Source organism: Enterobacter cloacae complex sp. IR5450, from assembly GCF_049238665.1.
Classification (GTDB): domain Bacteria; phylum Pseudomonadota; class Gammaproteobacteria; order Enterobacterales; family Enterobacteriaceae; genus Enterobacter; species Enterobacter hormaechei_C.
The window spans coordinates 57,767-79,074 of record NZ_JBMKIC010000017.1; the positions used below are offsets into that span (position 1 = coordinate 57,767).

Below are 21,308 nucleotides of genomic sequence, written 5' to 3' on the forward strand. Positions count from 1 at the left end.
AGCAAGTTAGTTAAAACTGTCCGGCGGCGCATGGGTGGAATCCGGTCTCATGATAATCCCTGCATTGCTGATAATCGGGATATCAGGAAATTCACTTATCAGGCTGATTTTAAATGCTAATTTATCCTGAGCTTTCGCTGCATAACGCAGCGCCTCCAGCAATCCGGAGACGGCCAGGAGTGAATAACGGGGCCATAATATCAACCCAATATGCAGACACTTTTCCGGTACTGATTTCCCCCCATCGGAGGAGTCAAATACACTTTTCATTTACTTGCCAAATTTAAAATTAATTACATTATCGCAACATGATCTGTCGCACTTTATATTTCTAAGACAATCCTGATATTTTAAATCAAGCATAAATGAGAAGGGAGGAAAATATAATGTTTTTCTCGTTTATATCATTCTTTTTTTGAACCACGACACACATATGTCGGTAATGTTCCTAAGGTAAAGATATAGTTACCATTATGTTGTTCATTGATCCGCATATAAATACTCTTGCCCGGATAGACAAAAAATTGCGGTTCATATTTTTCCAGCCAGCTGTCGTCAACATTATCGTCCGGGAACGTCATATTTTTTTCTGACGTCAGCAAATAGAGATGATCTTGTCTCTCCACCCGAAAGGAAATTTTCCTGTCGATGGTTTTACCCGGATCGCTCTTTGCCCGGCCATTCATGCTCAGGGTGCCGAATTTCCCGTCGAAGGTGTAATTCAGCCAGACCGTCAGCGTCTCATCCGGATGGTGCTGGACCAGATTAGCCTGGCATGAAAAAGGCTGAACGTAAGTTCGGTGCCACAGGTAATAACCCGTCAGCACGCCTGCGGTGACGAGGCCCGTCACGATGATATACAGCATCTGCCGAAAACGAGTCATGCTAGCTATCCTTCAGGAAATAATCAGATATACAGCGGTTCGGTTCTTTCATTGGCCGGTCGCAGCGAATAACCGACGCACGAGGAAGCAGAGCGTACCAGCTGATGTAAACCCAGGGATATTGCGCGCATTCAGCCTTGAATTGTTCCACATAGGTCAGCGCGGAAGCGCGTTCAGCGTGAGTCTGAATGTCGTTCGCAAGATAAACGCGACAGGCTCCGACGGATGCCGCAAAACGGTAATCCTCAACAAAACGGTTTTCTGTGGCGTTCATATATCCCGTCACGCCTGCCCCGGCCAGGACGATCAATAGCCCCATGACAACAGCCAGCCAGCGCGTGGGCTTCCTGGCAACGGGCGTTGCTGGCGCGGAGGATGCAGAGACCTCCTCGATCGCTGGCGCCTCCACACATTGTTCCTCTGCGGGTTGAGGCGCGACAGGTGAAGACTCTCTGACGGTTATTTGCGTGTCGCTTGCCAGCGTCAACCCAATCCGCGGAATGGTAACGATAGGGTCAGTTTCAAAACCAATCTTTTTGAGCCCTTTGCGCAGGATGGAGATGTTCTGGTAATAGGTATTGGAGGAGACAAGCATGCCGCGGCTTTGCCAGACAATATCAAGGAACTCTTGCTGAGTGACAATCGACCCCGCTCTGTCGATTAATAACAACAGGCATCGGCCTGCTGGCGAATTTAACACAACCACACGGTCAGGATTGTTGATATCACGTAACGTGCTGGCCGCAGGATGAAATTCGACGATATTATTTATAATGTAATGCTTATGCATAGGGGCAGTATGAATTCTCCGGTTAACAGATGTTGAACCTGGGTCACCGCATGTATGGGATGACATTCACGTCGGGATTAATGTGACTGATTAACGGCATGCTGTATATCTTCGCCATTGGCGAAAAATCTTAATTTATATTTCATCCCTTAAGCTTCACTGAACCTGCATAAGAACTCAACCCTTGTAGAATGCGGCTTGCAGAGCCACTTCATCCGCGATCATCCTCATTATGATGTTTTGTGAAGTGAATTTCCGCTCCACAGAAGTATCTCACTACCTGCAGCATCTCATTTATCAGAGCCTCACCTTTTGGCGCACTCCTCGCCTCTTGACATTGACAAATACCTACATAAAAAAACATTGTACGCCACGGACATGCGTGTCTGAAATATTCAGCACCCTTAAGCCTTAACTTTTCTCAACCAGAACAATATCAATAACTTATATGGTTTTTGTATGCTTTTCAGCCACCGTTCTATCAGTTTTTATCGATGATAACATTCGTAAATTGTTATTCCCCGTCAGCAACTTCACACCCGCACTGACACCAGACGACAAACTCCTTACAAAACATTTATCAAAGCTAAATTTTCATTAAAAATAGAAGCTATCATAATTTACAGAAAGCGAAGCGGAATAAGACCAATCAGAGGGAAGCGTCGTAACCGGTCTCGATCTTAGTAATTAATACAATTTTAGATTAATTCAGGTTACCTCTTTATTGGCCGACGTATAGTAGGCCTACACTATGCAATACGTCATTGCTTCGAGAATACTGGCGATAACCTTATAAATAATTCGCCTGATTACTATTATAAATCGAGGAATAACATGACGAACAATAGCCAAATAACACAGCATATAACTGTTGCACTGATGGGCGGCGATCATTATGCAAGAAACGGCATTAAAACATTATTAAGCAGCATCCGCGACGACCTTCACATCATTATCATCGAAGGAGGTTATCAGCAACTGGATAAGGCGCTGTCGTCGATTCGTGTCGATATCTTATTTATATCCGGCGCAGAGAAATACCATACAGGGTATGACTCACTGAAATATTTAAAAAAAATCAAAACCACGCACCCTGAAGTGATGATCTGCCTGTACTCAACCTCTGCCCATTCCCTGTTATGGGTCCGGGAAGATATTGATGCCTATATCTCGCTACAGAACACGGTTTATCAGTGGCGGATAAAGCTAGCAAAAATGGTCGATAGCCATTATCGGCCCCAAAAGCAGCCAGCGGCGTTATCGCTAACGCCTGGAGAAAGGAGGGTATTAAAGGAACTCAGGAACGGACTGGATATACGTTACATCGCAGAACTGGAGAAACTTTCTTATCGCCGCGTGAGCGCCTTAAAAAGCTCAGCGATAAGGAAACTCGGGCTCAGGAATAAGACAGATTTGCTGGTCTTTTTAACCAGTTAGACCTGCCGCTTTCAGAGCAAATCTCGTAATAAAAAAATCAAGGAATTATGAAATGAAAGCACGCCTTACTTGCCATTCTCTGCTGGCATTAAGCATTGCCGCCCTGCTGCCAGCGGGCTCAGCACTGGCCGCCACCACCAGCGGCGGCACGGTAAACTTCAGCGGTAAAGTGGTGACCTCCGCCTGTGCCATCAGCGCCGGTAGCGCCAATATCGACGTCGACATGGGGGAAGTGCGTACCGCCACGCTGGCTGCCGCAGGCAGTGAAGCCAGTACCGCAAAAGCCTTCTCCATCACGCTGGAGGATTGCGAAATCGCCGATACCTCCGCGTCCACGGAAAATAACCCCATCGCCGCAACGACCGTGGCTATCACCTTCACCGGTACGCCGGACAGTACCGATGTCAATAGCCTGGCCGCGGGAGTAAACGGCGGCGCGGGCTCGGCGCAGCATGTCGCTATCCGTCTTTATGACGAACAGGGCAACGTCGTCAGGCTGGGTGAGCCGGCAGCAGCGATCCCCCTGCGTGCGGGGGCGAACACCCTGAACTTCAGCGCGAAATATTACTCCCCACTGGGCAACGCCACGGCGGGTGATGCCAGCGCGGTCGCCACCTACACCGTGACCTATTCGTAATCTTCAGGCCCGGTCTGCTGGCCGGGTCTGACTCAGCTTTCAGGAGACGCACAATGCGCGTAAACACATGGATTTGTCTGGCTGGCACGTTATGTTCATCCGCCGTGTACGCAGGCGGCGTGGGGTTAGGCGCAACGCGGCTGGTCTACGCAGGCGCGGCTACGCAGACGATGATGCAGGTAAGAAATACCCACCCTGATGCCACGTTCCTGATCCAGTCATGGATGGAAGACGAGAAAGGGAGCCGTACCAACGACTTCGTCATCACGCCGCCGCTGTACGTCATGAAGCCCGCCAGCGAAAGCGCGGTGAAAATCATGTTCAGCGGTGACGCCCTGCCAGCCGATCGCGAGACGCTGTACTGGATGACGGTCAAAGCTATCCCACAGCAGGTTAAAAACGGTTCCGGCAATTCGCTGCAATTCGCCTCTGCCAACCGCATCAAGGTCTTTTATCGCCCGGAGCGGCTCAGGGAAGGTGCAGGGGAGGCATGGAAAAACCTTGCCGGCGCCTACCGCGCGGGCAAGGTCACGCTGACCAACCCAACGCCGTATTACCTCACCACCATTAACGTGAAAATTGATGGCAGGCCGGTATCGCCCGTCATGGTACCGCCGAAAGCCAGCGTGACGCTGGCAGACACCTTCAGCCATGCGAGCAGCATGAGCTACCAGACGATTAACGATTATGGGGCCTGGACGCCCGTCACCCGCACGTCATTGTCCCAATAATAAAAACAGTAAGGCGTGACCACATGAAAATTAAAATCCTGTGCGCCACGGCGATCGCCCTGGTGATTCGGCAAGCCGTGGCTGCCGAAAGCGAGCTGCAATTTAATCCTGCGTTTCTCAACGGCGAGCGCGCCAACAGCGCCGATCTCGCCTGGGTCAACGCCGGGAGCGCGTTGCCGCCGGGCGAGTACAATCTTAACGTGTATATCAATACCCAGTTCGCGTTCACAGGTAACGTCACGTTTCGCGTCGCTGAAAGCACCGCCGGTGAAGCCCTGCCGTGCCTTACGCCTGCACAATTCGCCGCACTTGGCATCGACAGCCGTCAGGCTAAAGGGGGTGAGCTGCCGCCTGCGCAGCGCTGCATTTTTTTAACCCAGTCATTCGCCGATACCCGGTTTGATTTTGACCAGAGGACGCTTACCCTCAACTTCACCGTACCGCAAAGCGCGATGCGCGCTCTGCCGCGCGGATACGTCAGCCCGGAGAGCTGGGAGTCCGGCATCCCTGCCGCGTGGCTGAACTATGTGGTCAATGGCGCGAATAATGACTACCGGGGCGAGACGCGCACGCGGGAACAACAGCTGTTTGTGAGCCTGAACAGCGGCGCCAACCTGGGCGCATGGCGGCTGCGTGATTTCACCACGTGGACCAAAGAGAGTAACGAGCTCACCCACGTCCAGACCTGGCTACAGCGGGATATCCGCGCCCTGCGTGCCCAGGTTTATGCCGGTGAAACGTTCACCTCCTCGCAGGTGTTTGACGCCGTTGGCCTGCGTGGGATTGCCCTGAAGACCGATGACAATATGTTGCCCGCCAGCCTGAGCGGTTACGCGCCTGAAGTGCGCGGCATCGCGCGCAGCAATGCCACGGTGACGGTTCGCCAGAACGGTAACGTCATCTATCAAACCTCCGTTCCGCCAGGGGCGTTTGTGCTGAAAGATCTCTATCCGACCTCTTCCGGCGGCGACCTCGCGGTCACCATTCAGGAGAGCGACGGTAGCCAGACGCAATACACCCTGCCCTTTGCCAGCGTGCCGAATCTGGTGCGTAACGGTCAGGTCAAATATGCTCTGGGTGCGGGGAAATACCGCCCTGCGGGCAATCAGATCTCGCCCTCCTTCGCGCAGGGCGAGCTGTTCCTGGGCTGGCGATACGGCCTCACGTTTTATGGCGGGGCGCAGTTTTCCGATCGCTACACCGGCCTGGCCTTCGGGATCGGGCAGAATCTCGGCCGCTTTGGCGCCTACTCTCTCGACCTCACCCATGCCCGCAGCCAGCTGGCTGATAACCAGCACTACACCGGTGATTCGGTGCGCCTGCGGTACAGCAAGCTGCTGAACGATATCGGTACGCGAGTCAATTTCTTCTCGCTGCGTTACTCAACGGCAGGGTTTTATACTCTCAGCGATACCACTTACAAAGGCATGGCGGGCGGAGCGCCAGAACAGACCGTGGAAGACGATGGCACCGTCACCACTCACTACGACACGGTTTACAACCTGCATATGTCGCGTAAGGCAAAAAATCAGCTGCTGTTGTCGCAGCCGATGGGCGAATACGGCGCGCTGTCGCTGTCCTGGGATCAACAAACCTACTGGAATACGTCAAAAACCACGCAAAGTTTGCAGTTCGCGTGGAACGCGACGTTTCGTAACCTGTCGCTTGGCATCAGCGCCCAGCGTAGCTCTGGCCTGTACGACAACAAGAAAGACAATATCCTCGCGTTGTCCCTGTCGGTGCCGCTGGGTAATCCGGCGCTGTCGACCCGTCTCCGTTTTACCGCTACCCATGCGGATCCCGCTGGCACCACCGCCAGTACCGGTGTCAGTGGTTATCTGCCGGGGCAGGAGAATCTTTTCTATAGCGTCAACCAGCGCTACAGCGCGCAGCAGCACTACGGCGGCGATGCCGCGCTGCAATACGAGGGCGCGTGGGGAGACTATAACCTGGGCTACAGCTACGCCGGTGACTCCCGCAACCTCAGCTACGGGATGAGCGGCGGAGCGGTGCTGCATGAGGATGGTCTGACGCTGAGCCAGCCGCTCGGGAACACCAATATTCTGGTGAAAGCCCCGGGCGCCAGCCATGTCGCCGTGCTCAACCACAAGGGCATCAAAACCGACAGCCGGGGCTATGCGGTGATCCCGTACGCCACGCCGTATCGCGTTAATCAGGTTGCGCTGGATGTCACCACCGTGGGCAATGACGTGGAACTTGAGAACGCCATCGCCAATAAAATTCCCACCGACGGGGCACTGGTTCGCGCCACCCTCACCACGCGTCAGGGAGCAAAAGCGATGTTTATCGTACGTCACGCTAAAGACGTGCTCCCCTTCGGCACGCTGGTCTCGTCAGAGGATGACAAAGCCAGCGGTATCGTCGGCGACGGCGGCAGCGTGTATCTGACCGGCCTGTCAGCGCAGGGAACCTTGCATGCCGTATGGGGACGCGACAGCGCCCAGCGCTGCACGATCCGCTATGCGTTGAACCCGCAGAATTATCACGCCCGCACCGGGCTTTATTCCCAGGAGGCCATATGTCAGTAACCGTCCGTTTCCTCCCCCTGATCCTGCTGATGGTCATCACCGTCCCCGCGCGCGGCTATGACGTGCTGGTTTCCGTGACCGGCAACGTGATCGGCAATACCTGCATTGTCTCGGAAGATTCGAAGGAGCAAAACGTGCCGCTGGGCACCCTCGGCGTGAAGCAATTTAGCGAGGCGGGGGCGGTCAGCAATATCAAAACGCCCTTCACGCTCACCCTTGAAGCGTGCGGCCCCACCTTTGCTGGCGTGAAAATCCGCTTCAGCGGTACGCCGGATGACGAAAACCCGCAGCTTCTGAAAGTCGCTGACGGCGGCGCGACCGGCGTGGCAGTGCAGATACTGGATAAAGACAGCGTACTTATCCCGCTGGACACCCAAACCGCTGCTTACGGCGCGGCGGGGGATGACAGCGTAAAAATGACCTTCTATGCGCGACTGGCCGCCACGGGTGCGCCGGTCAATGCCGGAGACGTTTCGGCAGTGGCGACCTGGACGACGGAGTATCAATAATGCGTTTACTGTTTTTAGCCCTGTTTTTCATGTCCTCTCAGGCGCTTGCCCTCTCCTGGACATCGGATATCACCCTTTCGCCAACGCCCATGTCGTGGTCCGGCCCGGCAGACTCCATCGTGCCTGGAAAGACGATCGGCTCTGAATGGAGCGCCTCTGCGAGCGTCTCGGAAGTGTTCTGGTGCGGCCTGGTATTTACCTGCTCCAAAGGGACGCTGGAGCCGAGCAGCAGTATAACCGCCACCGGCATCACGGTTATTCTTGATGGCGCAAATTACATGGTATTTGAAACGGGCGTGCCCGGCATCGGCTTCATTCTTGGGCTCAAAGATTATAACGGCACCACCTATGTGCCGATGCAGACGGGCATTACGCAGAGCTATCCGGCCGATGGGACTAACGGTTACGCCACCGCACTGGGCTGGTCGGCAAAAGTGACGTTTATCAAGACCGGCGTTCCGCTGAAATCCGGCGTATACCAGACCCCGACCATTAACGCGGCGATCCTGACGGCCTATAACAACGAAGTGAAAACCGCGCAGGTGATCATCAACCCCACCACCATCACGGTGACGGCAAGCGGCTGCACGGTAGGCACAAAAAGCGCCAACGTCGACCTGGGCACCATTGATGTTCACACGCTGCCCAGCGTAGGCAGCACCTCGCCGTCGGGGGAGTTTAACGTCAGCCTGACCTGCGATGAGAACGTGGCGGTTAACGCAGTGATGACCGATCAGACCACACCGTCAAATACCTCGTCGGTCGTGACGCTGACCGGGGACTCCACGGCCTCCGGCATTGGCGTGCAGTTTTTCTATAACGGTACCGGGCCGCTGATGATGGGGCCAGACAGCTCGGCCGCAGGCACGACGAGACAGTTTTTCATCCAGACCACCAGCGCAGCACAAACGCTATCCCTGCCGTTCCAGGCGCAGTACATCCGAACCGGAGACCTGGTCCCCGGCTCGGCCAATGCCCTGGCAAGCATCACCTTTTCGTATCAGTAGGTTAGTGCTTCACCCACACCAGCTGATCGACCCGGAAGCCCAGACCGCGTGCGGTGTTCAGGTAGTCCTGTTTTACCGCATCCGGAATGGTCGGGGTGCGCGATAAAATCCACAGGTAGTCACGGTTCGGGCCGCTGACCAGCGCGTACTGGTACTTATCGTCCAGCTTGATCACGTTATATCCGCCGTAGAACGGGCCGAAGAACGATACCTTCAGCGCAGCCGTAGTCGGTTCGCCGGTAAAGTACGCCTTTCCTTCGCTCTCATTCCATTTGTTCTTCACCGGATCATAGCCGCGGTTCAGTACGCTGATACCGCCATCGCTGCGCTTGCCGTACGTCGCGGTGACCTGTTCCAGACCGCGCTCAAAGCGGTTTTCCAGTCGGGCGACTTCATACCATTTGCCGAGATAGCGGCTGGCATCAAAGCCGGTAATGGGCTGCACGCCTTTCGGCGGCGTGGGAGATTTACAGGCAACCAGAGTCAGCGCAATGGCGACACCGGTAACTACAGGCCATAGCCTCATGAGAACTCCTTTCATTTACGCGGTTGGAAGTTAAGTGTAGCGCACCCGTGCGGCGCTTCATCCCGTCGGAGAATATTCGTAGTATATTGAGACAACTCCTTCTCTTCGGATGCAGACATGGCTTACTCCATCGGCGAATTCGCCAGACTCAGCGGCATCACCGCCACCACGCTGCGGGCGTGGCAGCGACGCTATGGCTTGCTCAAACCCGAGCGTACGGACGGCGGTCACCGCCTGTACAGCGATGAGGACGTTCAGCAGGCGCTGAAAATCCTCGACTGGGTAAAAAAAGGCGTACCTATCGGTCAGGTTAAATCACTGCTGGAACGCCCTGTGCCGCGCCGCGCCAATAACTGGCAAACCCTGCAACAGGCCATGATGCAAAAGTTGCAGGAGGGGAAAATTGAATCCCTGCGTCAGATGATTTACGACGCCGGACGCGAATACCCAAGGCCAGAGCTGGTCACTAACGTGCTGCGTCCGTTGCGCAGCCAGATATCGGCCAACGTCGCCGCCGCCATGACGCTGCGTGAGATCCTCGACGGCATCCTCATCGCCTATACCTCGTTTTGCCTTGAGGGCGATAAAAAAGCGCCGGGCGATAACGTTCTCATCAGCGGCTGGTACCTCAACGACCCGTGTGAAATCTGGCTCGAAGCGTTAACGCGCACCGGCCAGGGCCACCGCATCGACATCCTGCCGGTTCCCCCTGCCGCGCTGGCCCCGGAAATTTTCCCGGATCGCAAATGGCTGCTGGTCACCAGCGGCAAACTCACCGCCGCGCGGAAAAAGCAGGTTGCGCAGTGGCAGCAGCAGGTTTCCCTTGAGGTAATTATCCTCTGATTATTTTCTGCTGTGGCAATCTTCACGAAAAGTTGAATATTTTTTCGCGCAGCGAGTGCTAACGTTTTCCTGTCACCGACAACTCAACAGGAAAACACGATGAAAAAGACACTCCCTCTGATGATGCTGGCTGCCATGGCTTTCGCGCCTGCCGCATTCAGCGCCCCGGCAGGCACCCTGAGCGTCCACGTTCTGGACCAGCAAACCGGTATGCCGCCAGCGGATGTGACCGTTACGCTGGAGAAGCAGGAGCAGGACAAGTGGACCCCGATTGCCAGCGGTAAAACCGACCACGACGGGCGCATTAAATCGCTTTATCCGCAGGATCAGGATATGGCACCTGGCGTGTATAAAGTGACCTTCAAAACCGCCGATTACTTCCACGGCAAAAAGCTGGACTCCTTCTTCCCGGAAGTGCCGGTGCTGTTCACCGTCACCCGCACCAATGAAAAACTGCACATCCCGCTTCTGCTCAGCCAGTACGGTTACTCAACCTACAAGGGCAGCTGATTGCTCTTGATTTTAAAGACGATTAAAAAATAATCCCGCCAATACTTGGACAAACTCGCATTGTTGTGTAACTTTTAGATATGAGATCGGGAGGTGCACACCATGACAACAAAACCTGTGCTGGGTATTAGCGGATGTTTGACCGGTTCCGCCGTTCGCTTTGACGGCGGGCATAAGCGTATGGGCTTTGTGATGGATGAGCTGGCGCAGTGGGTCGCTTTCCGCCCGGTATGCCCTGAAATGGCTATCGGCCTGCCCACGCCTCGTCCGGCGCTGCGCCTGGTGATGACCACCGGCGGCGAGACAGAAATGCGGTTCAGCAAAGCGCCCCACGATGACGTCACGCACAAGATGGCCGCATTTACGGCAGATTATCTGCCGAAAAACGGCGATCTGTCGGGGTTTATCGTCTGTGCAAAATCCCCCAGCTGCGGCATGGAGCGCGTGCGGCTGTACGACGAAAACGGCAACCGGGGCCGCAAGGAGGGTGTCGGGCTGTTCACCGCCGCCCTCCTTGAAACTTTCCCCTGGCTGCCCGTCGAAGAAGACGGTCGCCTGCACGATCCGGTACTGCGGGAAAACTTTGTTGAGCGCGTTTTTGCCCTCCACGAACTGAACGTAATGCGTAAAAATGGCCTGACGCGCCGTGCTCTGCTGGACTTTCACAGCCGCTATAAGCTTCAGCTTCTGGCGCACCATCAGGCAGGCTACCGTGAAATTGGCCCGTTCGTGGCATCACTGCACGAGTGGGACGATCTGGACGCGTTTTTCGTGGCCTATCGCGACAAACTGATGACCATCCTGAAAAAACCCGCTTCGCGGAAGAATCACACTAACGTGCTGATGCACATTCAGGGCTATTTCCGTAACCAGCTGAACAGCCGCCAGCGCGGAGAACTGCGTGATGTGATCCTGCATTACCGGGACGGACTGCTGCCGATCCTCGCGCCGCTGACGCTGCTTAAGCATTATCTGGCTGAATACCCTGACCGGTATCTGATGACGCAAAACTACTTTGATCCCTATCCTGATGATTTGGGTCTGCGTCTGGCCGTTACCTGATAAGAAAGAAGCGAAGGCCCCATTGACCCACAGAGGCCCAAAGCTGTACCCCGTTTAGACGACACCCTCACTGTCGTCTTTTTTTTGCGCTCAGCGTAAAATACTGTAATTCTGTACAGGTTAAGCGTGCACAGCGGAGTAACCCGATGATCAAAAATCTGCATATTCAAAACTACCGCTCAATTCGCGATATGTCGCTTGAGCTGGAACAGCTCAATATCGTGTTCGGCCCCAACGGCACCGGAAAATCCAATATTTATAAGGCGATTTACCTGATGCACAGCGCGGCGCAGGGGCAATTCTCCCAGGCGCTGGCAAACGAGGGGGGCATTTTGAAAGTGTTCTGGGCGGGCAAAACCCGCAGCGACCAGCTGCGGCGCATGAACCTGGCGGTGGAAACGGAAACCTATGAATATGAGCTTCAGGTCGGGTTTGTGGAAAAGCTGCCCTACCCCTCACAGTTTCAGCTCGATCCGGTGATCAAAGAGGAATCTATCTGGCTGAGCGGCCAGCACCGTCGTCCGTCGTCACAGCTGATGAAGCGTAAGAATCAGGCCGTATTCCTGAACAACGTACATCACGAAAAAGTGACCCACAGCGGTACGCTGTATGAGAACGAGTCAGTGTTCGGGCAGCTCGGCGAACCGCACCTCTACCCCGAAGTGTCGCAGATGCGTGAGTCCCTGCGTAACTGGCGCTTTTATCATGAGTTTTCCGTTTCATCCGGCTCGGCGATCCGCGCGCCGCAGGTGGGTTTCCGCTCCCCGGTGCTGGCCAGCGACGGCGCGAACCTGGCCGCCGCGTTTCAGACCATTGTCGAAATTGGCGACGAGCTGCTGCTGATGCGCATTCTCGACCAGGCCTTCCCCGGCTGCGTGTTTTACAGCGACAACACCGGCGGGCGCTTCCGCATGATGATGCAGCGCGAGGGGCTGAGCAGACCGCTGGAACCGGCAGAGTTCTCCGACGGCACGCTGCGTTTTTTATGCCTGGCGGTGGCGCTGTTAAGCCCGCGCCCTCCCGCATTTATCGCCCTCAACGAACCGGAAAACAGCCTGCATCCGCAGATGCTGCCCGCCCTGGCAAGCCTCATTGCCGAGGCCAGCCGCTATTCGCAGATCTGGCTCACCAGCCATTCGCCGGAGCTGGCGCATTTGATTGAGAAGCACCGATCGTTTTCGCTGTATCAGCTGTCGATGGCGGAGGGGGAGACACGGATGGAGCGGCTGGGGTAATGCACTTCTTTTATGCTGTCACCACTTTCAAGGTCGCCATCAACGACGAAGATGATTTCCGTCGGTATATACCTTCGGCGAATTCTGCGCTCGCGACAGATTATCCAATTTATTGTTGCCAGTTTCTGATGCCAGGATAATCTGTAAACGTTGGTTATCAGATGAGAAAATTAAAATGGATATTGTACTTTTCCCTGGTCAGAACGCCCGCGCATGGGCTGAAACAATGATAAATCTTGAAGCCCGCAAGCTCATCAATACTGCGAATATTGTCGGAGGGCAACATCTCAGCGACGGACTCGCACGGATTAAATTTATGGATGATATTCGGCAGTTTGTGATGCAACAATTTAGTGCTACCCGGCAGCCAGAAGTGATGAGGAGTGCATGGAATGCCTGAAAAACATCCGGGCTGAGAACGAAAGTCTTCTTGAGCAAAGCAGAATGCTTCGCTCCCGTACAGCTCAGCTTTTTGCTCAGATTGAACTGGTTAAAGAAAATAACAAAGTCGTCGGTTACGTTATCTCATCGATTAAGGTTGTGCTTTCAGGGTTACAGATTGTTGCAGGTGTTGGTGCAATGATGACAATGAATCCAGTGGGTGCGCTTGCAGGAGCGATTCTGGTTATGGATGGTGCAAATGCCATTTCAAAAGAAATTAACAGAACGCTTCAACATCAACCAAACTCCGAAGGTATGCTGGCAGATGGCGTCATGGATATCGCTCAGTTTATGGGATTTAAACGTGAATCAGCACTTGGGGTATTCAATAGCGTAAGCCTGGCAGCAAGCGTCTATACGGTATTTGGCGCCATCCGGAAACCCGAATCATGGCGTCTGTTTCGTTATCTCCCGCTGGATTTCTACCGCAAAGTCGACGGAATGAATCGCGCAGCGCTCACTATGAAAATTGTCGGCTGGGGTGTCTCTGCAAAAGTCTCGTTTGATTTAATTTCTAATGCGTCTGGACAGAACTAATGTATTTCTTTCTGAAGCGCCAGGCTTTGTAGGTAATGATCGGGGGTTGAAAAAACCAGGCAATAATCAATACGATGAAAAGAGAAATGCCACCGGAAACAATATTATAATGTTCAGCGAAAAAAAGAAGCGCCAGGAAAATCAGGGCCACAGTCGCAGTGATACACAGAACCATGATAAATCGCTTACCTAACTCAAGCACTACCTCGAGCAGGGATGAACCATAACGGCTAATGTTTCGGTTCAGATACGCTAATTCTTTTACGGTGAAACCTGATTCAAGTAACTGCGTTTCAATATTGTTCATGCCACTACCTTTTCTTCTGGAAAGTAACGTGGATTATCTTAACCGGAAGAGAAGTGCTTGTAACCCGTCTGATGCATATCCATTGCCGCCAGCTTTAAAGGCAAAGAAGCCGCCCACGTCTTTTTATTCCATCGCGCCAGCATTATTTTTCGCTGCATACGGCTTAACGCGAAACGTCTTACGCCACTCCGCCGGACTGACACCAAAGCGCGCCTTAAACTGCTGCCGATACGTCACCGCTGATAAAAACCCCACCTGCTCAGCGACGCTTTCGATTGGCAGACTGCCGGACTCCAGCAGGATCTGGCTGCGCCGCAGGCGCTCGGCGGTAAGCCAGTCGGCAACGCTCATGCCCGTCGCCTTGATAAAATGGCGGGTCAGCGTGCGTCGGCTCATCGACACCACGTCCGCCAGCGAATCCAGGTTATGCGGCTCGGAAATGTGCTGCTGAAGGTAGTCAATGAGACAGTTAATCCGCCCGTCGCGGGTATCTTTCGGCACAGGTTGCGCAATAAACTGCGCCTGCCCGCCCTCGCGGTGCGGCGGGACGATCATCCGGCGGGCAATCTGATTGGCGACGACGCTGCCAAAGCGCTGGCGGATGATGTACAAACAGCAGTCGAGCGCGGCGGCGGTACCCGCCGAGGTGATCACATTGCCGTCGTCCACGTAGAGCGCGTTGATGTCCAGTCTAACGTCCGGAAACAGCGTCTGAAACTGGTGTTCAAACTCCCAGTGGGTGGCGGCCCGTTTGCCGCTGAGTATGCCCGCATAGCCCAGTACAAACGAGCCCAGACACAGCCCAACAATTTCCGCCCCGTTGTCTCTGGCCTGAACCAGGCTGTCGAGCAGCGTCTGAGGCGGGCGCTCCAGCACGTGCTGCCAGTAGGGTACAACCACAATTTCAGCCGATGCGATTGCAGAAAAATCCTGCGTCGCATGCAGGGCAAAACCGTCTTTCGAGGTCAGGAATCCCGGTTTTTCAGCGCAGATCGTAACGTTAAAGCGCTTTTCCCCGGATACCGTATCGCCAAACAGAATGCAGGGGACGGAGTAGTGGAACGGGCTAAACCCGTCCACCGCGACAATAGCAACGTTAACAAGCGGCATCTGTCTCTCCTTTCCCCTTTAACACTCAGAATATAACGGTTTCGCCGTCCTGAGGAATGCTCACCGCGTCACTTATCTCGTTGGCGTCAACATACTCGCGCAGCGCGCGGCGGGTCAGCAGGCAGTGGTTGATAGCTTCCATATGGGTCGCCACGATTTTCGCCTGCGGCAGCAGGAAATGCACGTTAAGCAGATCTTCTTCCCCCATGATAATCGGCCCAAACCCAATGACATGAGCGTAACCGGCGTTGAGCACGACGATATCCGGCTGGTGCTTTTGCAGATCGGCCGCCACCGCATCGCGCCAGATGGTATCCCCTGCGATATAAAGCGTCTTCTCATCGGGATGACGGAACACCACGCCGCAGGCTTCCCCCAGAAACTCTGCCAGCTCCGGCACGGCGTAAGCGCGGTCAGTACCGTGCTGGCCGCCGTGGGTTTTCACTATCCGGATATCGCCGTATGTTGTTTCCCCGGTCATGATCGTCAGGTTGGTAAATCCCTGGCTGCGCAGCAGCGCGGCATCGCTATCATTTTGCACGTAGATCGGCTTGCCTTTGGCGATCAGCTCAACGGCGTACTGATCCCAGTGATCGGCATGGGTATGGGTGACGATCACCGCGTCAGCATCCAGAAGCGTTTGAACGTCAACGGGAAGCTCGACCATCGGGTTGCGAATATCAGCCCGCGCCGTGCCGGGAAAACCCGGATAAGTGCCTTTTGGCGCCAGCATTGGGTCGATTAAAAAGCGTTTTCCCGCGTAAGTGATCAGTTGGGTGGCATTGCGAATTTGCGTAATGTTCATGGGCTATCCTCCGGTTGGTATGAGAAGGAGAATAGCCCCAGGGTGCCGTTAAGAATGTGGGCCAAAGGGCGATGATCGATGAAATCGGGTCAATCGATAAACCGCTTGCGCACCCTTTCCAGCGGGGCAATCAGCAGATTGATAAGCGGCTTACGATCGATAACGATATCGGCGTTCACCGTCATCCCGCCCATCAGCATGCGCTTTTTCTTGTCCGGGTCGGTAAACCAGGAGGGGACGCGCACTTTAGCCAGGTAGTAGTTCTGCCCTTCCTGGAGCGGGATCAGCGCCGAATGGGCATCAATGTTTACCTCATAGAAATCGGACAGCGTCGCCTCCACCGAACCGTATTTGTCCACGGGCCAGGAGTCGAAGCGCAGCTTAACCTTATCGCCTTTCGCCACGCGCCCCACCCCCGTTGCCGGAACATACAGGTACCCCTCCATCGTCGCCGCGGTATTTTTACGGATCACCACCACCACCTCGCTATTTTGCGTAATGGCCCGGCCAGGCGGGAAGTTAATCGCCACCACGTAACCATCGGAAGGGGCCAGCATCGCCATGGTGGAACTTCCCCGGCTGGACAGGTTGCGATCGATTTCGCTGATGCGGTTTTTCACATACAGCTGCTCTTCGCTCAGAGAGTCAATTTGCGACTGGGTGCTGTCGGTCAGGCTGGTTTTGCGTGCCTCAAGCTCAAGAATAGTGCTCTCCTCCAGCGTCAGGTTGAGCTGCGCATTGAGCACATCATTGTGGCTTTTATCGAGATCCACTCTGGAGACATAGCCCTTCCCGGAGACGGATTTCCACGCCTCGTAGGTGTCGGTGCTGTTTTTTAACAGCGCGCGCAGCTTCTTCACCTTATCGCGGGAAACGGCGATCTGCTTGTCGGTGAGAGCCAGCTGCTGCGCCAGATTTTTGCGATACGACGCAATCGAGTCCTCAATGGCCTGAATGCGCTGCTCGCTGCGCTTCTTCTCCGCTTCCATCTGCTGGCGGTCAAACTGCACCACCGAGCCCTGCTTGCCGCCATAGTCCTGCGACACGGTGAACAGCGGATCGTTTTCCTTCACGTACTGGCCGGGCCGGACGGCAAAATCAACAAGGGTTCCGGACTCTCTGGCGCGCACCTCCACATCGCCCTGCGCCGGGATCAACACCCCGCGTGCCAGCGTGGTTTCCGAAAAATTAAAGACAATCGCAAAGACCAGCAGGCAGAGAAAAAAGGCGATGAACAAGGTCAGCACGGCTTTCAGCCGTGGCGCGTTGATGTGATAGCTTTTTGAGAAGTGATGCGGGATCAGCGCCCGCCGCTGTCCGCTTCGGTTTTTTAATTTCACGATATGTCATCCATGATAAATCACTGAAAGATCATCCCATGCACTCCAGAGCGTGGGGGTTTTGCGCAGCGCGTTCAGCGTGTCGGCGGCGGCCTGACGGTAATCCTCCGGCGCATACGCCTGACTCTCCAGCCCAAACTCCGCCGCGTGCAGCGAACAGATCGGCAGCAGCGTTCGGACGCTGTAGCCATAGCGCGATAAAAACCGCGTTGAGACGTCCGTTAACCACGCCTTTTGATCCCCTGCCTGGGTGGAGAACAGCGGCGCATCCGGCAGGCGTTCGTCCATCAGCAGCACCGTCACCAGGCGGTGAGGGGCGAAAAACGAGCTGGCGCGTCGGCCTTCGTGCGCGGCCATCAGCTTATGCAGCGCAGGGTGACGGGTAATAAACTGAAAGCGCACATCAGCTGGCGCGGTGGCGAGCAGCGCATCCACGATCAGACCAAAGCCCGCCCAGCGCATGCCCAGTAGCAGGGTGCGAGATGAACTGTAAAATGCCTGCTCCCGCGTCCACTGCGCCACGTACCCGTGCAGATCAAAACGAACGTTGCGCGCCCAAAGTGCGGGCGGGAAGATCTGCTCCACGAAGTTAAACCCGCTCAGCTCATGCGCATTCTGATGCAGAAAATCAGCCGGAACATCGGCCTCCGGGCAACGCATAAACTGGCTGTAGTTTTGCGTGATCCGGTTTGCCAGCAGCGTGCGCCCGGCCTGGCGCGCGCAGAGTCGCGCATAGAGACGCGGCAAAAGCATCATTGCTCACTCTCCCGCAGGGTGCCGTTTTCCATGGTATAGAGACGCCCCTGACAGCCCACCACGTCCGGCGAGTGGGTGACAAACACCAGGCCAATCCCCAGGCTACGCAGGTTCGCCAGCACTTTCTGCGCGGTCGTTTTATCCAGGTTCGCCGTCACTTCGTCACAGAGCAGAAGCTTAGGCTGGCTGTACAGGGCGCGCGCCAGAACCAGACGCTGCATCTCGCCGGCAGAGAAAAAGGTGTTCCCCGGCAGCATCTCCGTTTCGTAGCCGTGCGGCAGCCGGGCGACGACGTGGTCCACCTCCGCCAGCCGACACGCGGCAATGACCTGCTCTTTATCCGGTGCGCTGTCAAAGCAGGCGATGTTGTCCAGAATCGAGCCGGTGAAGAGAATATCGTCCGCATGGACGATGCGGATGTGCTGACGCAGCGAGGAAAGATCGCACTCCTCAATGGGGATCTTATTGATCCGCAGCGTGCCAGACGATGCCAGCAGCATGCCGGAGATCAGACGCAGCAGCGTGGTTTTTCCCGACCCGCTCTGGCCCACAATCACCGCCTCTTCGCCCTGCTTCAGGGTCATGTTGATATGCTGTAGCGTGGCCTCCCGGCCAGGATAGGCAAATGAGACATCCTCAAATTGCAGACAGACCGGCGAGGTGACAATCCGCTTCCCAAACTGGCTGGTTTCAGAGGGGGCAAACAGCAGGTCGCCCACGCGATCCAGCGGCCCCTTGAGGGCATTTTTGTCCAGCAGCTTCTGCGCCACCTGCACCATGGCATCGGAAAAATAGCGCTTATAGCTGATATAGGCGTAAAGCATCCCGATGCTCATCTGCCCTTCCAGGATCAGCCACGCGCCAAAGCAGACCACCAGCAGCTGCTCGGCATTGATCACCAGCAGCGAAGCCACGTCAAAGCGGGCCAGTAGCCGCTCTTTACGCATCAGCCCGGCGATGTGCTCGCGCTGGGATTTGTCCATCACCGCATCCCGGGCCTGCTCCATGTTGTTCGCTTTGAGCGTTATGATCCCTTTCTGCGTCTCCACCAGCAGAGACTCATACTGGGCGGTGCGCTCGATGGAGTCATCCACCGCGCGTTGATAGGGGCCGATCAGCGAAAAGCGGATCAGAAAAAACACGCCCATCAGCAGCATTGTCAGCAGCGCAATTTTGACGTTATACAGCAGCATAAACAGCAGGCTGGTGACGGCGATCAGGCTGGAAAAGAGAATTTGCACGTAACCATTGCTGATGAACTCCGCGCAGGCGTGGAGCGATTTCTCAATAGCCAGCACGATGCCCGGCGGGCGCGAGCGGAACCAGCTGGTCTGGGTGCGCAGCATGTAGTGGCGCACGGACTGGCTTAAATCGTCATAGGCAATGTTACGCATCAGGATCTCAAGCAGCTGCTTGAGGAATTTACCGATGACTTCAAAGATAAAGACGATAGCGAAGATCGCGGTGAGCAGGATCACCAGATCGCTGTCGCTGCGGGAAATGGCCTCATCCATAATCAGCTGCACGTAGGTGGGGCTTGCCAGCATGGTGATGAGAGTAAAAATACAGAGCACAAACAGCAGCAGCTGGCGCTGGAACAGGCTCGGAGATTTATTGGCTAAACGGCCAAGCGTGAGCTTTTCATCCGGGGATTTCTTTTCGAAGCACGGCGTGGGCTTAAGTTCAAGCACATAGCCGGAAAAGAGTTTTTCCGCCTCTTTCAGACGGTAACGACGCACGCCGCTGGCCGGGTCGTGAACGGTCACGCTGCGGCTGTCGATCTTCACGATGACCACGAAATGGTTGCCGCGCCAGAAGGCGATGAGCGGCAGCTCAGACGTTTCTATTTCAGTGATTTCGCCTTTAAGCACCCGGCCAGACATATTTTTATCGCTGGCAAGGGTCATCAATTCCGCCATTGAGGTTCCCGCATCGGCGGAAACGGAAATCTCCCGGCGCAGCTGGCTGACGGAGACATGGTGGTCGTAGTGCCCCAACACCATCGCCAGGCAGGCCAGTCCACATTCGGTAAATTCATGCTGGCGAATAACAGGGGTCTTACCCTGTTTTTTATACTGAAAGAGCGAAAACATAATGATCCGTGGCTGAAATAAAAAAATGGCCCGGCAATGCGGGCCATGCGTACAACGTGCTTCTCGCTTAGGCGCTGAAGAAACCGCCGATGAAGCCGCCCACCAGGCCGAATACGCCGCCGATGGTGCCGCCCAGCGCGCCTAACATCTGGCTGCCCGCGTTATAGCCCGCGCTTGCGCCCTGAATAGCGGCAGCAAACGGATCCCAACCACCGATGATGGCCTGTGCTTTTTTGAAATCGATAACTTGCATGATACTTTTCCTGTTAACGTGAATTAGTTGTAGCTACCAACCAGCGCGCCCAGGAAGCCCATTGCGCCACCCAGAACTCCGCCAACCACACCGCCAACCATGCCCATGATGCTGGCGCCGGTGTCGTAACCCAGCTGTGCACCTTTAACCAGACCAGCGAACGGGTTTAACGCGCCGCCAATAATGTCTTTCGCTTCTACGAATGAAATCGCTTTCATTTTTATCTCCTGTAGTGATGGATCTTTAGCATGATGCTAAAGGCTAATTTCCTTTTATGAAGGAAAGCGGTTGCTACGGGCAGGTGGTCAGCGGAATGATTTTATTGCCATAAATAATCATCCGCCTTGCAGCCTGCCCGGCATTATCTATTTCCAGCCGTTGCCCGGGTGGAATATATTTTGAATTGTTGTATTGCGTACTGCACCCGACCGAGGAAACATATTTAAAATAGGTATTCCCGGTATTACTCACCACCCCGTTGCTAAACGCATAATCAAAATGTCGTGTCCATGGTCGGACAATCAAAATAGCCTCAAGCGAGACCACCACATCCGACTGGATGCGCTGGCCTTTGCGCGTGATCACCTTTGCCTGGAGCGGCGTCTCGGTGAATTTTACGCGATAGTATCGCTCTTTGTTGTCATGCGGGCCGGTATAATAAAATTTAAAACCCGCGCGTTCACCGCTCCCCAGCGTTAATTGCTTAGGCGAATACATGACTTCGCCGTCTTTTATTTCGGTTTCTTTTCCCTTCTCTTTAGGAACGTCTACCTGAATAAGCGACACGGTATAATTCTGACGCTCGCTGGTATCGTTTTTTATCGGCTGAAAAACAACTTCTCTTTCGGGAAGAAAATCAATATTCAGACTTTCGATAATTAAAGCATTTGCCCCTGTGGAAATGAAGCAATTTATTGCAAAAATAGCCAGGAATTTTCCAGTCATG

The 21,308-nt window shown here is 54.7% G+C and carries 25 protein-coding genes; 12 read left to right on the forward strand and 13 right to left on the reverse strand.

Annotated features, from left to right (window positions below):
• Window positions 1-6: 6 nt before the first annotated feature.
• From ACOTYB_RS14345 to ACOTYB_RS14355, 3 genes are all read right to left on the reverse strand, one after another.
• Window positions 7-270, reverse strand: coding sequence for a hypothetical protein (locus tag ACOTYB_RS14345; RefSeq protein ID WP_409248939.1), 264 nt, complete (start codon window positions 268-270; stop codon window positions 7-9).
• Window positions 271-404: 134 nt separating this feature from the next.
• The gene (locus ACOTYB_RS14350; protein WP_017693981.1) at window positions 405-884 is read right to left on the reverse strand and encodes a hypothetical protein; all 480 of its coding nucleotides are present in this window, start codon (window positions 882-884) and stop codon (window positions 405-407) included.
• 1 nt (window position 885) lies between these two features.
• Entirely contained in the window at window positions 886-1,674 is a 789-nt protein-coding gene (locus ACOTYB_RS14355; protein ID WP_022650133.1) for a winged helix-turn-helix domain-containing protein, read from the reverse strand.
• Window positions 1,675-2,508: 834 nt separating this feature from the next.
• On the opposite strand from ACOTYB_RS14355, the gene ACOTYB_RS14360 reads away from it, so the two are divergent.
• Genes ACOTYB_RS14360 through ACOTYB_RS14385 form a run of 6 tightly spaced genes read left to right on the forward strand, consistent with a single transcriptional unit; the run spans window position 2,509 to window position 8,544 of the window.
• On the forward strand, window positions 2,509-3,111 hold the full coding sequence (locus ACOTYB_RS14360) for a helix-turn-helix domain-containing protein (RefSeq protein ID WP_032660953.1): 603 nt from the start codon (window positions 2,509-2,511) through the stop codon (window positions 3,109-3,111).
• 52 nt (window positions 3,112-3,163) lie between these two features.
• Window positions 3,164-3,748, forward strand: coding sequence for a fimbrial protein (locus ACOTYB_RS14365; RefSeq protein ID WP_023315123.1), 585 nt, complete (start codon window positions 3,164-3,166; stop codon window positions 3,746-3,748).
• 53 nt (window positions 3,749-3,801) lie between these two features.
• On the forward strand, window positions 3,802-4,479 hold the full coding sequence (locus ACOTYB_RS14370; protein ID WP_023323945.1) for a fimbrial biogenesis chaperone: 678 nt from the start codon (window positions 3,802-3,804) through the stop codon (window positions 4,477-4,479).
• Between the two features lie 23 nt (window positions 4,480-4,502).
• Window positions 4,503-7,028, forward strand: a complete 2,526-nt coding sequence (locus tag ACOTYB_RS14375) for a fimbria/pilus outer membrane usher protein (RefSeq protein WP_045332979.1) — start codon at window positions 4,503-4,505, stop codon at window positions 7,026-7,028.
• Complete coding sequence (locus ACOTYB_RS14380) at window positions 7,019-7,537, forward strand: fimbrial protein (protein ID WP_022650129.1); 519 nt, start codon at window positions 7,019-7,021, stop codon at window positions 7,535-7,537. The genes ACOTYB_RS14375 and ACOTYB_RS14380 overlap by 10 nt, the downstream gene beginning before the upstream one ends.
• A complete protein-coding gene (locus ACOTYB_RS14385; protein ID WP_045342670.1) occupies window positions 7,537-8,544 on the forward strand; it encodes a fimbrial protein in 1,008 nt (335 codons plus the stop codon). The genes ACOTYB_RS14380 and ACOTYB_RS14385 overlap by 1 nt, the downstream gene beginning before the upstream one ends.
• Window position 8,545: 1 nt before the next feature.
• Here the strand turns inward: ACOTYB_RS14385 and ACOTYB_RS14390 are convergent, their stop codons facing one another.
• Window positions 8,546-9,070, reverse strand: a complete 525-nt coding sequence (locus ACOTYB_RS14390) for a lipocalin family protein (RefSeq protein WP_003860954.1) — start codon at window positions 9,068-9,070, stop codon at window positions 8,546-8,548.
• Between the two features lie 117 nt (window positions 9,071-9,187).
• Between ACOTYB_RS14390 and ACOTYB_RS14395 the strand changes: the two genes are divergently transcribed.
• The 6 genes from ACOTYB_RS14395 (at window position 9,188) to ACOTYB_RS14420 (ending at window position 13,698) form a co-directional block, all read left to right on the forward strand.
• The gene (locus ACOTYB_RS14395; RefSeq protein ID WP_023323942.1) at window positions 9,188-9,913 is read left to right on the forward strand and encodes a MerR family transcriptional regulator; all 726 of its coding nucleotides are present in this window, start codon (window positions 9,188-9,190) and stop codon (window positions 9,911-9,913) included.
• Between the two features lie 99 nt (window positions 9,914-10,012).
• Entirely contained in the window at window positions 10,013-10,423 is a 411-nt protein-coding gene (uraH, locus tag ACOTYB_RS14400) for a hydroxyisourate hydrolase (protein ID WP_022650126.1), read from the forward strand.
• Between the two features lie 102 nt (window positions 10,424-10,525).
• Window positions 10,526-11,485 (forward strand): YbgA family protein, encoded by a 960-nt coding sequence (locus ACOTYB_RS14405; RefSeq protein ID WP_023323941.1) that lies wholly within the window; start codon window positions 10,526-10,528, stop codon window positions 11,483-11,485.
• Window positions 11,486-11,631: 146 nt separating this feature from the next.
• A complete protein-coding gene (locus tag ACOTYB_RS14410) occupies window positions 11,632-12,720 on the forward strand; it encodes an AAA family ATPase (protein WP_006812462.1) in 1,089 nt (362 codons plus the stop codon).
• A gap of 175 nt (window positions 12,721-12,895) precedes the next feature.
• Window positions 12,896-13,120 carry a hypothetical protein gene (locus tag ACOTYB_RS14415; protein WP_023323940.1) on the forward strand — a complete coding sequence of 75 codons (225 nt, stop codon included), beginning with the start codon at window positions 12,896-12,898 and terminating at the stop codon, window positions 13,118-13,120.
• On the forward strand, window positions 13,108-13,698 hold the full coding sequence (locus ACOTYB_RS14420; protein WP_023323939.1) for a DUF4225 domain-containing protein: 591 nt from the start codon (window positions 13,108-13,110) through the stop codon (window positions 13,696-13,698). The genes ACOTYB_RS14415 and ACOTYB_RS14420 overlap by 13 nt, the downstream gene beginning before the upstream one ends.
• On the opposite strand, the gene ACOTYB_RS14425 is transcribed toward ACOTYB_RS14420, so the two are convergent.
• The 9 genes from ACOTYB_RS14425 to ACOTYB_RS14465 form a co-directional block, all read right to left on the reverse strand.
• The gene (locus ACOTYB_RS14425; RefSeq protein WP_023315117.1) at window positions 13,676-14,005 is read right to left on the reverse strand and encodes a hypothetical protein; all 330 of its coding nucleotides are present in this window, start codon (window positions 14,003-14,005) and stop codon (window positions 13,676-13,678) included. The genes ACOTYB_RS14420 and ACOTYB_RS14425 overlap by 23 nt on opposite strands.
• A gap of 123 nt (window positions 14,006-14,128) precedes the next feature.
• Complete coding sequence (locus ACOTYB_RS14430) at window positions 14,129-15,115, reverse strand: GlxA family transcriptional regulator (protein WP_022650122.1); 987 nt, start codon at window positions 15,113-15,115, stop codon at window positions 14,129-14,131.
• Window positions 15,116-15,140: 25 nt separating this feature from the next.
• Entirely contained in the window at window positions 15,141-15,920 is a 780-nt protein-coding gene (locus ACOTYB_RS14435) for an MBL fold metallo-hydrolase (protein ID WP_022650121.1), read from the reverse strand.
• A gap of 89 nt (window positions 15,921-16,009) precedes the next feature.
• A complete protein-coding gene (locus tag ACOTYB_RS14440) occupies window positions 16,010-17,260 on the reverse strand; it encodes an HlyD family secretion protein (protein ID WP_022650120.1) in 1,251 nt (416 codons plus the stop codon).
• Between the two features lie 6 nt (window positions 17,261-17,266).
• Window positions 17,267-18,016, reverse strand: a complete 750-nt coding sequence (locus tag ACOTYB_RS14445) for a hypothetical protein (RefSeq protein WP_045332981.1) — start codon at window positions 18,014-18,016, stop codon at window positions 17,267-17,269.
• A complete protein-coding gene (locus ACOTYB_RS14450; protein WP_017383654.1) occupies window positions 18,013-20,109 on the reverse strand; it encodes a peptidase domain-containing ABC transporter in 2,097 nt (698 codons plus the stop codon). Before ACOTYB_RS14450 ends, ACOTYB_RS14445 begins: the two co-directional genes overlap by 4 nt.
• A 67-nt stretch (window positions 20,110-20,176) precedes the next feature.
• Entirely contained in the window at window positions 20,177-20,362 is a 186-nt protein-coding gene (locus ACOTYB_RS14455; protein ID WP_001196016.1) for a hypothetical protein, read from the reverse strand.
• A 23-nt stretch (window positions 20,363-20,385) separates the two neighbouring features.
• The gene (locus ACOTYB_RS14460; protein ID WP_022646586.1) at window positions 20,386-20,580 is read right to left on the reverse strand and encodes a hypothetical protein; all 195 of its coding nucleotides are present in this window, start codon (window positions 20,578-20,580) and stop codon (window positions 20,386-20,388) included.
• A gap of 73 nt (window positions 20,581-20,653) precedes the next feature.
• Entirely contained in the window at window positions 20,654-21,307 is a 654-nt protein-coding gene (locus ACOTYB_RS14465) for a hypothetical protein (RefSeq protein WP_006812468.1), read from the reverse strand.
• Window position 21,308: the final 1 nt, after the last annotated feature.